The following is a 14,846-nucleotide window of genomic DNA, read 5'->3' on the forward strand; positions in this document are numbered from 1 at the left end:
CTTTCACCTCTTTCTACTCTTTTGTCTTCGGATCGAATGCGTCTCTTAAACCATCACCAAGCATATTGAATGCCAGAACTACAAGCACAATGGCAAGCCCAGGGAAAAGAGCAACATGTGGAGCATTGTATAAATAGTTACGCCCGTCACTTAGCATAGCTCCCCATTCAGGTGTAGGTGGCTGAGCACCAAGTCCCAAGAAAGACAATCCACTAGCAGATAAAATAGCAGTAGCTATATTAAGAGTAGCTTGCACGATAATTGGTGAAGTAATATTTGGAAAAATGTGTTTAAAAATAATCCGAGCATCACTAGCTCCTAAAGCTCTCATCGCATCAATATATTCGAGCTTCTTAACAGATAAAGTAGAACCACGAACAATCCTGGCAAATACAGGTACAGATGAGATAGCAACCGCGATAATAACATTTTGCAGGCTTCCTCCAAGCACGGTTACGATTGCAAGTGCAAGTAAAATACTAGGAAAAGCAAGTAAGATGTCCATTAATCTCATAAGGATGCTGTCCGTTCTTCCACCATAATATCCAGCGAAAATTCCAATAAGGACTCCGACTGCACCACCGAGTAGAACAGAGAAAAATCCGACAATTAATGTTAGGTTTGTTCCGTGAATAATACGGCTAAAAATATCACGACCAAAGTTATCCGTTCCCAGCCAATTATCTCCTGATGGGGGTTGGAGCTTATTCAGCATATCTTGTGTATCGGGTTGATATGGTGTGAAGTATGGACCGATTATTGCGACAATTATAAGGAATAAAATTAGAAAACCGCCAACCATAGCTGATTTATTCTTTTTTAGCTTTCGATATACTAATCTCCAATTTTTGAATCGCGGGTTAGGAGGTTTGATCGCGGTTCTAGTGTTTTCGATATGTTCTGTCGACTGACTCATAGATTGCTAACTTCCTTTCATAAGTAGATTAAAAGGTAGTTCAAAAAGCCCGGTGAAAAGGACACGTTTAGACGAGAGGTTGACAATGCTCAACACTTTCTGCAGGGCAGAGGTGTGAGCTTAATCATATAACCATCGTCCAAAACTACTATGTATTTTTCATCTGCTTTTTGAACACGCACCTAAATTGCATATTTTTACCCACCATTTTTCGATTATAACACGAAAAATTGAATTTACAATTTGATTAAAAAGTGGGACTATTGTCGAAAAAAGAAACATACTGGTAAATCAACAATTCGCAATAAAAATATGTAAATTGGTATTTTTCAGTAATTAAGTCGTCTAATTATTTCGTCTATGGTATGCTAATAACAGAACGAGCATACACATATAGCAATTAAGTGGCTCATCTAGACAGTAAACCCACTTTACAAAAATGCTTTTAAAAAGGAGTGAGAAAGGATGGCAGACATATTAGAAAGATTAAAAATTACAATTCCGATCATTCAAGCTGGTATGGCTGGTGGGATCACGACGCCTGAACTTGTAGCCGCTGTGTCGAATGCTGGTGCGCTTGGAACAATTGGTGCAGGCTACATGAGTACACATACATTAAAAGATACGATTCACCGTGTGAAACAATTAACTGACAAACCTTTTGCGGTAAACCTGTTTGCTGCAAATCTCGAAGCCTTCTCAACGGATGTAGATGAGATGCAAGCACTATTGAACAAACAAAGAGATGAAGTAGGTATAGATACTAAGGAGAATCTAGTAAAAGTGAAGGACTATTTACAAGAGAAAGTGTATCTGCTTATAAAAGAAAAGGTTCCTATTGTCAGTACAGCTTTTGGTGCACTTTCTTCTGTATTAATAAAACGGTTAAAAGAGAATCACATAATCCTTATTGGAATGGCAACAAATGTTGGTGAGGCAAAGCACCTAGAAGATATGGGGTATGACATGGTCGTTGCCCAAGGTGTTGAAGCTGGTGGTCATCGTGGCACGTTTGATATTGAAAAGTACCCGAGTGGGAGTAATATTGGTTTGATTACACTAATCCAGTCAATTTTAGAAAATACCTCTTTACCAGTTGCTGCTGCAGGAGGGATTTATACGAAGAAACAACTGGATGCGCTACTATTAATGGGAGCAAGTGGTGTACAGATGGGGACAAGATTCTTACTGGCTAAAGAGGCTGGAACAAATAAAACTTATCGGAGAGCATTAATGAAAGCCAGTTATGAAGATACGGTGATAACAAAAGTGTTCTCAGGTAGACCCGCAAGAGCAATTAAAAACAGTTTCATCGATGAAGTAGAATCAAGTGGGCTAGATATTTTACCTTTTCCAATTCAAAATGAACTAACGAAAGATCTAAGAGCAGCTGGAGCTGAATTTGCCATTGCTGATTTACAATCACTTTGGGCTGGTCAAGGAGTAGGGGCATTACATAAAGAAGAAAGCGTGAAAGATATTATCGGATTTTTTGTGGGGAACACAGAAGTTAAAACGATATAACCTGATCATATTAATAAACAGCCAAGAACCTAGATTAACTTAATTTCTTGGCTGTCTTTATTCGCTTGTTTAATAGAATGAATATAACAATAAATTACAGTAAATGAGGAATTATGATTAAATAACTAAAAAAATGATGCTTTAGAATTATTTGACATCAAATTATCGTTCCGTTACTATATTATTTATTAGAATAGTAAAACAAAAGGGGTGTTTTAATGAGAAAGATAAAATTGTTTTTATCGACAGTATTATTGATGGGGTTTGTATTATTTCTAGCAGCATGTAGTGAGGATGAATTTCTCCAAATGCTAACAGGGGGAACTAGTGGTACTTATTACCCGCTTGGTGGTGAAATGGCTACTAATATAACAGAAGCTACAGGTATTCAGACAGATGCAGTTTCATCGAATGCTTCGGCTGATAATGTAATCGCTTTAAGTGAGGGAGATGCTGAGTTAGCGTTTGTACAAACGGACGTTATGTCAAATGCGATTGATGGAATAAACTCTTTCGAAGGTAATCCGATTGATAATGTACTTGCAATTGGAGCACTTTATCCAGAAACAATTCAAATTGTTACAACTGCAGACTCTGGTATTGCATCTGTAGAAGATTTGGCAGGGAAATCTGTTTCAGTTGGTGCACCAGGATCGGGAACATATGTGAATGCAGAGCAAATTCTTGAAATTCATGGAATGACTATGGATGATATCGACCCGCAAAACCTTGACTTCGGTGAATCTACTGGAGGAATCCAAGACGGTACTATCGATGCTGCTTTTATTACAGCAGGTACGCCAACAGGTGCTGTTGAAGGGCTGTCTGCTACAGTAGACGTTTCGGTCGTTCCAATTGCTCAGGATAAAATTGATGAAATGATTGAACAATATCCGTATTATGCTGCTGACACGATTTCAGCAGGAACATATGGCTTAGATGAAGACGTAAACACGGTTGCGGTGTTAGCAATGCTTGCGGTAGTAGATAGCGTTTCAGAAGATACAGTTTATGACATCACGAAAGCTATTTACGAAAATGCAGATAGCATGGCGCATGATAAGGCTCAATTTATTAAGTTGGAAACTGCGTTAGATGGTATCGGAATTGATGTACATCCAGGAGCGCAAAAGTATTATGAGGAAGAAGGTATAAGTGTAGAATAGACTGTTTCTATTTATAGGTTGCTATAGCCGGCTGTCCGTCCTTTTATAAGGAAATGGCTGTCGGCTATTTTTGCCAAATAGATAGGCAGTTATATGACTAATCATTGAATAATGAAAGCATGATCTAGGTGAAACGTTATGTTACATAAAAAAAAGATTATCATTATTATTTTTATCATAGCAAGTTTATTAGGCATTTTTCTATTTGCTCCAGTCGGTACTGCTCTTGTTTTCTATGAAAAAAACACAAATGAACTGGCAGCGTTTAAACCAATAGAAATAGGTGACAAATTTCAGATCATCTTTACACATTCCATTCACTTAACAGATGTTGCAGAAAAATATATCGTTACGGAAAACCTTGATATACAGCAATACGAAATTGTCTATGAGGAATTTGGTATTGGCATGCCTGCTAATGCGGGAGAAGGAGAAACATTTGTCTATGAGGATGGAAAATATCATGTGAGAGACTTAGAAAATTACTTTGCTTCGATGAAAATTCGCAACGGAAAAACTGTTTCAGAAAATCGATTCTTATGGGAGTCAAATTCGGGACAGGAGCATATGGTCTGGTTTAATGATTATTTTGATCCTGGTGATTGGTTTACAGTGAAGGTAGAAAAAATCACATTATGGAAATATGTGAGAGGAGTAGAGATCCATGAGTAAAAACAAAGAAACAAAGCAATTAACATTCGAAGAGCAACAGGAACTTATGCAAAAATATGATGCTGAATCAAATACACGAAATGTTGGTGGCTTTATTGCTAAAGTAATCTTTTTTGTATTAATTGCTTTCTCTCTTTTCCAAATTTATACAGGAGTATTCGGTCAACAAACAGCTTACATTCAACGAACAGTCCATTTAGGCTTTGCATTGACACTGATCTTTCTATTATTTCCTGCCCGAAGAAAAACAAAAAGGCAGACAATACCTTGGTATGACTATGCTCTTGCATCATTATCCATTGTTGTCTGTGGATATTGGCCGGTATTCTATGAGTCCTTAGTTCAACAAGTAGGGGGCATTGATGGCACGCAAGTAATCATAGGTGGGGTTGCAGTACTATTAGTTTTAGAAGCTGCCAGAAGAGCCGTTGGCATGCCAATAACAATAATTGCTGGATTATTTCTTGTGTATGCAATTTTTGGTCCGTTTATGCCAGGAATGCTTGCACATCGGGGGTTAAGCTTCCAGCAATTAATTCAATCTATGTTTTTTACAACAGAGGGTATCCTTGGTACTCCATTACAAGTATCATCTACGTATATTTTCTTATTCTTATTATTTGGCGCTTTTTTAGTTCAAACAGGAGTTGGAAACTATTTTAATGACTTGGCGATTTCGATTGCTGGTCGCCGGATTGGAGGACCCGCAAAAGTTGCGATATTTTCTAGTGCGCTGAACGGAACAATTTCTGGAAGCTCTGTAGCGAATACGGTTACAACGGGTGCGTATACGATTCCAATGATGAAAAAGCTTGGATATAAGAAAGATTTTGCGGGGGCGGTAGAAGCGGCAGCATCCACCGGCGGGCAAATTATGCCGCCAATTATGGGAGCGGCAGCATTTCTAATGATTGAGTTTGCGGGAGAAAGCTATTGGAATATAGCGAAAGCAGCAACAATCCCAGCTATTCTGTATTTCTCCGGTATTTGGATTATGACGCATTTTGAAGCGAAGCGAATGGGCCTTCTTGGATTACCGAAGGAAGAAATCCCAAGTAAAATATCTGTACTGAAGAAAATCCATTTATTACTGCCAATACTGGCAATTGTTTACTTTTTATTTATTGGTATAAGTGTTGAACGTGCAGCAATCTATGGGATTATAGCCACCATTATTGTAAGTTTGTTTCGAAAGGATACACGAATTACACCGAGTAAGTTTATTGTTGCATTGGAGTCAGGTGCGCGAACAGCGTTAGGGGTTGCAGCAGCCACGGCCTGTGCCGGAATTATTGTAGGGGTCGTTACAAAAACAGGTTTAGGGCTAAAATTAGGAAATGGTCTTGTTAGCATTGCAGGAACCATTGCAGGTTCACCAGAAATTCAGTTGATGTTAACCTTGTTCTTCACAATGATTACGTCGATCATTATTGGAATGGGATCTCCGACAACAGCAAATTACATTATTACATCGACTATTGCTTTACCGGCAATCATTGCATTAAATGGAGAACTGGATGTAGCAATTCCTGTTTTAGCTGCACATATGTTTGTGTTCTACTTTGGTATTGTTGCGGATATTACACCGCCAGTGGCACTCGCGGCTTTTGCAGCGAGTGGAATATCTGGAGGAGATCCGATCCGTACGGGACTAAATGCATCGAAGCTAGCGATTGCTGCTTTTATCATACCGTATATGTTTGTTCTTAACCCGACACTATTGATGATAGAAGGAAACTTTCTCGATATTGGCTGGTCACTCATTACGGCCATGATTGGAATGGTTGCGGTTGGTGCAGGTCTCATTGGATTTTGGTATCGGAAAATTAACTGGTTTGAAAGGATTATTTCAGTAGTTACTGGATTGCTGTTAATGTATCCAGAAGGCTATTCCGATACAATTGGCTTTATTGCTTTTGTTATATTAGTGGCTATTCAGTTTATGACAAAAGATAAAGGCCAAAATAATCAGCGTGGGAATCTGGAAAAAGCAGGGTCTGCAGGATAAAATTTAATATGAAGGTGATCAGGATCTTATCTGATCACCTTTCTTTGATTTCTTATGTTAATGCGCTATGCTTAAACATAAGATTTATATAATAGAAGAAAGAGGATTAACATCATGAAGCAATATGATTTTACAGAAGGGAATATATTCAAGCAGCTAATTCGGTTTTCTTGGCCAATTATGTTTACAAATTTATTGCAAACATCCTACCAGCTGATCGATAGTTTGTGGGTCGGAAACTTGCTTGGTGCCACTGCATTGGGAGCAGTAGCAGTATCGGGAACCATTTTGTTTACGGTACTTTCATTTATAATTGGTTTGAATAATGCAGCACTTACCATTCTGTCACAGCAGAAAGGAAAGGATAATGAAACAGGATTAAAACGATACTTAAATGCATTTGTCGTAATTCTAACAACGATAGCGATTGTGTTAGGTGCCATAGGATACTTTTTTTCAGAACAGTTTCTAAGTATGCTTGGTACACCGGAAGTTATGATGGAACAAGCAAATGCTTATTTACAAATTAACTTTATTGGGATTTTATTCCTGTTTGGTTATAATTTTATTAGCACGGTTCTTCGAGCTTTGGGTGATAGTAAAACGCCGGTACGCTTTGTTATGATTGCTGTGGCGCTAAATACGGTGCTCGATCCAATATTTATAAGTGTGTTTAATTGGGGAGTAGAAGGTGCGGCATATGCAACTGTACTATCGCAAGGAGTCGCTTTTCTATATGGTTTGATTTATATTTTATCTAAAAAGCTTGCTCCGTTTAGTATGCCAATATTACCAGCTAAAGCTGAAGTTGGATTGATTTTGAACCTTGGGATTCCTTCAGGTTTACAAATGTCTGTTATTTCAGCAGGATCAGCAGCAATTATGAGTGTTGTTACAGGATTTGGTGGTGGCGTTGTTGCTGGATTTAGTGCAGCTCAGCGTTTGGATAGTTTACTAATGCTGCCTGCACATGCACTTAGTACTGCTGTTAGTAGTATGGCAGGACAGAACATTGGCGTAAAAAATTGGTCTCGTGTAAAAGGGATCGCGAAGTATGGGGTGCTCTACAACTTCTCTATTATGCTAGCAATCGGTATTGTTGTTGTATTTTTGGCTGAATATGGTGTCAAACTGTTTATCCGGGATGAATCAGCAGTGGAGTTTGGTAAGACGTACTTACAAATTATTGCTTTGTGCTATCCGTTTTTAGGAATTAATTTTATCTTAAATGGAATCGTTCGTGCGGCAGGTGCAATGTATCAAGTGCTTGTACTTAATATTATTTCATTTTGGGTATTGCGGTATCCGCTAACAGCCTTATTTGCGATGTTATTTGGTGAGATTGGAATAGCAATCGGAATGGGAGCAAGCTTTGTGATTAGCAGTGTGATTGCTATTGGATACTATCGATTCGGTAAATGGCGAGAGAAAGAATTGTTTAAAAAAAGTAAATAAATTGGAGCAATTTAATGAAACGATTATGTAATCTTATAAGTAGTGGCATCATTTCCGGTTTAGTACTGGGTATATTTTTGAAGATGGTGGAACTTTTTACAGGGAAAGCGGTTTATGTTCTGTTATTAAATGTAGATTATATTCCTGTTATAAAAGAATGGAATATGCATGAGGCTATTGAATTTGGCTTGCATTTGATTGTTTCTATTATACTTGTACTATGTATCTACTTTTTGCTTGAAAGGTGGAAGCTTCAAAATCAAATGCTGCCATACATAATCGTAAATGTTCTGATTGGATGTATCCTCTATTTTACAACGCAATTATCAGAGCGCACTCCAGATTTGATGGATAGGACTGCATTTTTGTTTTGGGCTGTTGGACATCTCATCTATGGGGTTGTTGTCTGGCTGTTGATACAGTTATTGTTGAGGGAAAAGGAAAGATAGTATATGAAGCTAAAACGGAAGATACAAAAGATAACAAAGCAAACCTTCAGTGTAGTGTTTTTTTTAATTGGTGTATTTTTACTAGTGTCGTTTTTGACTTTTGAAAAACAAGAGGAATTCCGTCCTGAAAGATCATCTCCCTTAATCAGTGAAGAAGTTCGGAGCTATAAGCCTTTAATTGAAACCTACGCGAAGGAATATGGTGTTGAAGATTATGTCGATGTTCTGCAAGCAATGATGATGCAGGAATCAGGTGGGAGAGGCAATGATCCGATGCAATCGTCGGAAAGCTATTGTGGAGAAATTGGGTGTATTAAGGATCCTGAGCTTTCTATTAAACAAGGGGTCTATTATTTTTCGAAAACATTGGCGGATGCAGATGATGACCTAGAACTTGCCATCCAATCGTATAATTTCGGCCGAGGATTTATTGATTATGTTCATGCAGAAACTGGACGCTACTCACAGGATATTGCAATTGCATTTTCTAAAGAAATGTATGAGAACGCTTCTGATCCAACCATCTATACATGTCTGCGGGAAGAAGCAAAGCAATACGACGCCTGCTACGGAGATATATACTATGTCAGATCTGTTATGCAGTATAAAGATGTATTAGCTCCTGAATGAAGAACAGCGAAGAAACTGGTATGATTATAGAAAAGAAAGAATTTAGACAAAACAAATACAATGGGAGGAATTCAAATGGTGAAAGTAATTCAAACAGAAAAAGCACCAGCAGCAATTGGACCGTATTCACAAGCAATTCAGGCAGGAGATTTTGTCTATGTGTCAGGACAGATTCCGATAGCTCCAGCATCAGGTGAAATTGTTGATGGTATTGCAAATCAAACCAAACAAGTACTTGAAAATTTAAAAGCAATTTTGGCAGAAGCGGAAAGCGATTTTTCTCAAGTTGTTAAATTTACGATTTATTTATCTTCAATGGATCATTTTGCTGAGGTAAATGAAATTTATGGCAGCTTTCTAACAGAGCCATATCCGGCTAGAGCAACTGTTGAGGTAAGCCGACTACCCAAGGATGTTTTAGTTGAAATGGATGTCGTAGCATATACCAAATAATATTGGAGGAATCTAATTTGGAAAATTTTACGTATCAGAATCCGACGAAATTAATTTTCGGTAAAGGGCAGCTGGAGAAGCTCGCTGATGAAATAAGACCGTATGGCAATCGTGTTTTAGTTGTCTATGGTGGGGGAAGCATTAAACAGAATGGCATTTATGATGATGTGAAGAGAGAGCTCGATAGGCTTGGAGCAGATGTGTTTGAATTGCCTGGCGTAGAGCCTAATCCACGTATTTCAACCGTCCGTAAAGGCGTAGCCATCTGTAAAGAGCAGCAAATTGATTTCCTGCTTGCAGTTGGTGGCGGAAGTACTATTGATTGTACGAAGGCAATTGCTGTCGGTGCAAAAACAGATGTGGATATGTGGGATATTGTGACAAAGAAAGAGCGTGCAAACGGAGCGTTACCATTTGGAACTGTTCTAACTTTGGCTGCAACAGGCTCAGAAATGAATAGTGGATCGGTAATCACAAACTGGGAGAAAAATGAGAAGCATGGCTGGGGAACGCCGTATACGTATCCTGCATTTTCTATTTTAGATCCAGCACATACATTCACCGTACCACGCGCCCAGACAGTATACGGTATTGTCGATATTATGTCCCATGTGCTTGAGCATTATTTCCACGAAACGCCAAATACATTGGTGCAAGATCGTTTTTGTGAATCGATATTATTAACTGTAATGGAAACTGCACCGAAATTGCTTGATGACCCTGAGAATTATGATCACCGGGCAACAATCATGCTTAGTGGTACGTTAGCATTAAATAATATGCTGAACATGGGTTATCGTGGAGATTGGGCGACCCATAACTTAGAGCATGCCGTATCAGCAGTGCATGATATTCCACATGGCGGAGGATTAGCAATTCTTTTTCCGAATTGGATGAAGCATGTTTTGGATGAAAATAATGCACCACGCTTCAAGCAATTAGCAGTTCGTGTATTTGGTGTAAGTACGACAGGTAAATCAGATCAGGAAATTGCCTATGAAGGAATTGATAAACTCCGAGTGTTTTGGAATTCTATTGGAGCTCCAGCGACATTAGCCGACTATGCTATCGATGAAAGCACGGTTGAATTAATGGGTGAAAAAACGGTTAGTGCTAGCCCGGAATATGGTAACTTCAAGCGGTTAAACAAACAGGATTCGATTGCAATTTTCACAGCGAGCTTAACCGAATAATTTCGACTATTTCCCAGGAAATATTTTGTCAAATAAAGTAGAAAAAGAACTGGCATATCATTGATAGATAGCCAGTTCTTTTTTTATTTCCTCACGTATTTTTTCCAAACATTCTTCCGGAGTCTTACCGAAAACGCGTTTGTTGTTTACAAGTGCATACGGTCGTACTCGACATAATCCGCAAAATGATAAACATTCATTCATTAGCACGGCTACTTCCGGAAATTCTGCTTCGATAATTTCTTCTATATTTAAAGTAGTGATTGCATTACCGTCACAAACTTCAACAACGACTATACCCATTGCTATCACTTTCTTTCCTTAATAATTAAGACTTAGTTAGTTTTAGCATATTTGGGTCTAGAAATCAATCATTCTGTTTCGGTCTAGCCACGTAAGCAAAACATCCACCCGCTTTAAGCCTGCTATCTTGATGAAAAGGAATGAGCTTGCTTTGGTGAATTCTCGCTTTTATACCAAGCTACAAGCATAATTACACCACTAGCAATAAGCAATAAACTTGTGATAAGGAATACAGAAGAGAATCCCCAAGTAGCAGCAATTATACCGCCAAGTGCTGGGCCGATAATATTTCCCAGGAAGCGCAGGCTTGTGTTATAGCCAAGCACTTCACCTTGCATTGATAACGGTGCTTCCTGACGAATATATGCAATCCGTAGTGGAACAATACCGCCAATTGAAACACCAAGTAGGAATCTCAGTACGACGAGCTGCCAAATGTTCGTTACAAATGCTCCAGGGAAATAGACAATACCGGCCATAAATAAGAGGATGATTAATATCTTTATATAACCAATACGGTCTCCAATCTTGCCCCATCTTCGGGACATGAGAAGATTCCCTAACCCGGCTGCTGAAAAAGCTAGCCCGGCAAAGAATGCAATATTAACGGGGCCGTGAATTTCAGCTACAAATAAAGAAAGTATTGGCTGAATGCTAAAATGTGCAATCTGTACCAATGTTGAGAGCAACATCACGACAAGTAATACTGGTCTACTCAGAATATGCTGCAATACTTCTTTACTGCTATACGATTTAAAATCATTTTTATCATTAGATATATTGATTTGCAGCTCCTTGATTCCAAACATGACAAGGAATCCTGAAATGAATATTGTAATGGAAACCCATTTAAATGTGCTTGAATACCCAAATATATCTGCTAATGCACCACCGAGCATTGGTCCCATTAGCGCTCCAGTTATGCTCCCGGTTTGCAGCGTCCCGAGTACTTTCCCTGCGACTTCTTTCGGTGTTTGTACAGATATAAATGCTTGTGACATTGGGATAAATCCGGTTACGATTCCCATAAACAATCGCAATAAAAAAAGCTGCCATACTGATGTGGCAAACCCCATTAAAAATACAGATAGTCCAATCCCAAATGCAGAGATAATTAAAATATTCTTTCTGCCATATTTATCTCCTATTCTTCCCCATATTGGAGAAAAGATAAATGCAGCAATGAATGTTACTGCAAACGTTAACCCCGACCAGGTTTGTACATAGGAGTCGGAGAAATTCCCCATTGAATTAATATATAAGGAGATAAATGGAATTACCATTGTCATACTACCACTAACAAAAAAATTGGCGAACCACATAATAGCCAAATTACGTTTAGCCGCTTGGTCAGTATCTATGATTCCAAAAACCTTCTTTCTTTCAATTTATTTCGGTACTCTAAATATACACCAATACGAAATAAATTGAAAGTTATCTGCTCATCATACGGAATTGATTCGTGAAAAAGATGTTCAAAATTATATCCAAGCGTTATAATAGATAAAAGTAAAACTACATTCATTAGGGGCTTTCCCCGCTGAATGTTAGTCCTTCAAGAGTATGGCTTTAAAACGCTTGAAGAGAAACAGCAATTAATGCTATTACGTTAATTCGGAGGTTAAATTTGATTTTTTAGTGAGAATAAAAAGGAGACATATAACATGAAATTTAATGGAAAGATTATTCGATTGTCACTGTTGGTTCTAACGTTATTTATCGCGTTTGCTATGCCGGTATCAGCGGCGTCCAATACGATACTAATTTATGGAGAGAAGTTAAATGATTCACAGCGAGCCCAAGTTCGAGAAGCGTTAAATATTGAAGATACGGATACATTTGAAGCACACGACGTCAGTGGACAGGATTATGCAAATTTTATTAATGGAAATCCAAATGCCAATATGTACTCTTCAGCAAGAATTCTTCTGGAAAATGAAGGAGAAGGGATAACAGTTAATATTGTTACTCCGGAAAATATAACACAAGTTACAGCATCGATGTATGAAAATGCGTTACTTACTGCTGGTGCAGAAAATGCAACAGTGGACGTTGTATCACCAATCAAAGTTAGTGGACATTCAGCATTAACGGGTATTTATAAGGCATACGACGTAGAAGGCGAAGAACTAGACAAAGAACGGATGGAATTAGCCAATGAAGAGCTGAATGTAGCTACAGATCTTGCTGAAAATGAAGATATTACGCAAGATGAAGTAAGTACATTGCTTACCGAAATTAAACAGATGATTGCGGAGCAAAATCCGGCAACAAAAGAAGATGTAGAACGAATTGTCAGCGAGCAATTGGATAAATTAGAGATTCGTTTAAGTGATGAAGATCGGCAAATGCTTGTAAATCTTTTTGATAAAATGCGAGATCTAAACATTGATTTTGGAGCAGTGAAAAATCAGCTCGAGGATATTGCTAATTCAATTGCAGATAAAGCAGATGAATTAGGTCTTGATGCAAGTTTCTGGGAAAAGGTTGCTAATTTCTTCAGCGAGCTATTTAAATCAATTGGCGATTTCCTAGGCGGTTTATTTAATTAAAGTAGATACGTTTTAATAGAGAAGAGAAGTAGTCTTGTGGAAAAGAAGCTACTTCTCTTTTTTGTGTCTAATTTCCTGTTTTGTAATAGGAAAAAATGATAAATTGAGTCTTTTGTATCAAAAATATTACGCAATGTAACAAAAATATGAAAATAGTAATCCTTGTAATAGACTCTTAAACGTCTTGTAACTGTATTTGCAGTTTGCCTGTGGTACGATAATCATTGTCAGAAATTCAAGGAGGTACATCAGATGAAAAAACTAGTAGCAGCACTCGCTGCAGGTATTTTTATTGCTGGCGCGGCTACAACAACAGTTTCAGCTGAAGAACACGAAGTACAAAAGGGAGAAAGTCTCTGGGAGATTGCAGATAAATACGATACAACCGTTGAGGATTTAACTGAAATAAATGATTTAAAATCTACTGTCATTCACCCAAAGCAATTACTGTTTATTAACAACATGTATTCAGTAAAGCAAGGGGATACATTGATCAGTATTGGAAAAGAATATGACATAACAGTAGATGAATTGAAGGAATGGAATGATCTTAAAAACGATATCATTGTTATCGGACAAGATCTAAAAATAAATGGTGTAAATGTTAGTCAAGATGATTCAGAGCCAGCTGAGATTGAAGAAGCGCCAAAACAAGAAAATGAAACGGAAAAACAAGCTGATGAAAAGAAAGCTTCCGTTAAAACAGAGAAAGTAGAAGAGAGTTCAGAAGAGAGTTCAGAAGACAGTTCAGAACAGAGCCCTGAAGGGGAAACAATCACTGTAACGGCAACTGCCTATACAGCTAAATGTGATGGCTGTTCTGGAGTAACATCTACAGGGGTAGATTTAAACGCTAATCCCAATGCAAAAGTAATTGCTGTAGACCCGAATGTAATACCTTTAGGTTCAGAGGTCTACGTTGAAGGTTATGGTTACGCAACAGCAGCAGATGTTGGTGGTGCGATTAAAGGTAATAAAATCGACCTTCATGTCCCAACGAAAGAAGAAGCAGTAAATTGGGGCGCTCAGCAAGTTAACGTAACGGTTATTAAATAATTTTTTAGCCCGAAGCATTAACAAAAAGGAAAGCACTGTTATAATGTGCTTTCCTTTTTTTGCGGCTAAAAAAACATGGAATTTCTCTATCTGCATATGTCTTCCAATATAATAAAATCTTGCACCCGCTTATAAACAATTATAATTGTATCTCTGTGGAGTGATTCGATTCTTCAATGACTTCATTTGGCTTATTGTTTAATTCTGTATACCCAACTATTCCAATCGTAAGAATAATAATAACGAATAATCCCAATAATATCCTTCTCATGCATGCTTCCTCCAAGATGTAAAATGTCTATAAACTAGTATAGTAGAAATAGAGTAAAACTACTATAGGAAAATACAGTAAACTTAAAAATTATTAACGAAATTTTTTAATCAAATTGTATATACACAAATCAAATGTAAGCGTTTTATGTTAAACTTAAATATGGAAGTATTTCTGTGTTTAAGGAGGAGTTTTACC

15 protein-coding genes are annotated in these 14,846 nt (G+C 37.8%); 11 read left to right on the forward strand and 4 right to left on the reverse strand.

The genetic code is table 11. The features are described from left to right. Positions 1-13: 13 nt before the first annotated feature. Positions 14-916 carry a nickel transporter permease gene (gene nikC, locus NYE61_RS16205; protein WP_095307703.1) on the reverse strand — a complete coding sequence of 301 codons (903 nt, stop codon included), beginning with the start codon at positions 914-916 and terminating at the stop codon, positions 14-16. A 465-nt stretch (positions 917-1,381) separates the two neighbouring features. Between nikC and NYE61_RS16210 the strand changes: the two genes are divergently transcribed. From NYE61_RS16210 to NYE61_RS16250, 9 genes are all read left to right on the forward strand, one after another. Further along, positions 1,382-2,440, forward strand: coding sequence for a nitronate monooxygenase family protein (locus NYE61_RS16210; RefSeq protein ID WP_095307705.1), 1,059 nt, complete (start codon positions 1,382-1,384; stop codon positions 2,438-2,440). Between the two features lie 218 nt (positions 2,441-2,658). After that, on the forward strand, positions 2,659-3,606 hold the full coding sequence (locus tag NYE61_RS16215; protein ID WP_095307706.1) for a TAXI family TRAP transporter solute-binding subunit: 948 nt from the start codon (positions 2,659-2,661) through the stop codon (positions 3,604-3,606). A gap of 138 nt (positions 3,607-3,744) precedes the next feature. Continuing rightward, complete coding sequence (locus tag NYE61_RS16220; RefSeq protein WP_095307707.1) at positions 3,745-4,278, forward strand: DUF1850 domain-containing protein; 534 nt, start codon at positions 3,745-3,747, stop codon at positions 4,276-4,278. After that, a complete protein-coding gene (locus NYE61_RS16225; RefSeq protein WP_095307708.1) occupies positions 4,271-6,286 on the forward strand; it encodes a TRAP transporter permease in 2,016 nt (671 codons plus the stop codon). Before NYE61_RS16220 ends, NYE61_RS16225 begins: the two co-directional genes overlap by 8 nt. 114 nt (positions 6,287-6,400) lie before the next feature. After that, entirely contained in the window at positions 6,401-7,741 is a 1,341-nt protein-coding gene (locus NYE61_RS16230; RefSeq protein WP_303448388.1) for an MATE family efflux transporter, read from the forward strand. A 14-nt stretch (positions 7,742-7,755) separates the two neighbouring features. Further along, positions 7,756-8,190, forward strand: coding sequence for a hypothetical protein (locus NYE61_RS16235; protein WP_095307710.1), 435 nt, complete (start codon positions 7,756-7,758; stop codon positions 8,188-8,190). 3 nt (positions 8,191-8,193) lie between these two features. Beyond that, positions 8,194-8,820 (forward strand): lysozyme family protein, encoded by a 627-nt coding sequence (locus tag NYE61_RS16240; protein WP_303448386.1) that lies wholly within the window; start codon positions 8,194-8,196, stop codon positions 8,818-8,820. Between the two features lie 75 nt (positions 8,821-8,895). Continuing rightward, on the forward strand, positions 8,896-9,273 hold the full coding sequence (locus tag NYE61_RS16245; protein WP_251660199.1) for a RidA family protein: 378 nt from the start codon (positions 8,896-8,898) through the stop codon (positions 9,271-9,273). Between the two features lie 17 nt (positions 9,274-9,290). Next, positions 9,291-10,466, forward strand: coding sequence for an iron-containing alcohol dehydrogenase (locus tag NYE61_RS16250; protein WP_095307714.1), 1,176 nt, complete (start codon positions 9,291-9,293; stop codon positions 10,464-10,466). Between the two features lie 57 nt (positions 10,467-10,523). On the opposite strand, the gene NYE61_RS16255 is transcribed toward NYE61_RS16250, so the two are convergent. Together NYE61_RS16255 and NYE61_RS16260 are read right to left on the reverse strand one after the other, a co-directional pair. Beyond that, positions 10,524-10,769 carry a DUF1450 domain-containing protein gene (locus NYE61_RS16255; RefSeq protein WP_095307715.1) on the reverse strand — a complete coding sequence of 82 codons (246 nt, stop codon included), beginning with the start codon at positions 10,767-10,769 and terminating at the stop codon, positions 10,524-10,526. A gap of 122 nt (positions 10,770-10,891) precedes the next feature. Further along, a complete protein-coding gene (locus NYE61_RS16260; protein ID WP_095307727.1) occupies positions 10,892-12,091 on the reverse strand; it encodes an MFS transporter in 1,200 nt (399 codons plus the stop codon). Between the two features lie 342 nt (positions 12,092-12,433). On the opposite strand from NYE61_RS16260, the gene NYE61_RS16265 reads away from it, so the two are divergent. Together NYE61_RS16265 and NYE61_RS16270 are read left to right on the forward strand one after the other, a co-directional pair. Then, positions 12,434-13,321, forward strand: a complete 888-nt coding sequence (locus NYE61_RS16265; RefSeq protein ID WP_118888475.1) for a DUF1002 domain-containing protein — start codon at positions 12,434-12,436, stop codon at positions 13,319-13,321. A 252-nt stretch (positions 13,322-13,573) separates the two neighbouring features. Beyond that, on the forward strand, positions 13,574-14,377 hold the full coding sequence (locus tag NYE61_RS16270; RefSeq protein WP_303448385.1) for a LysM peptidoglycan-binding and 3D domain-containing protein: 804 nt from the start codon (positions 13,574-13,576) through the stop codon (positions 14,375-14,377). Between the two features lie 139 nt (positions 14,378-14,516). Here the strand turns inward: NYE61_RS16270 and NYE61_RS16275 are convergent, their stop codons facing one another. Beyond that, positions 14,517-14,648 (reverse strand): hypothetical protein, encoded by a 132-nt coding sequence (locus NYE61_RS16275; RefSeq protein WP_262366376.1) that lies wholly within the window; start codon positions 14,646-14,648, stop codon positions 14,517-14,519. Positions 14,649-14,846 lie beyond the last annotated feature (198 nt).

Source organism: Oceanobacillus sp. FSL W7-1304 (genome assembly GCF_037969805.1).
Classification (GTDB): Bacteria; Bacillota; Bacilli; order Bacillales; family Amphibacillaceae; genus Oceanobacillus; species Oceanobacillus profundus.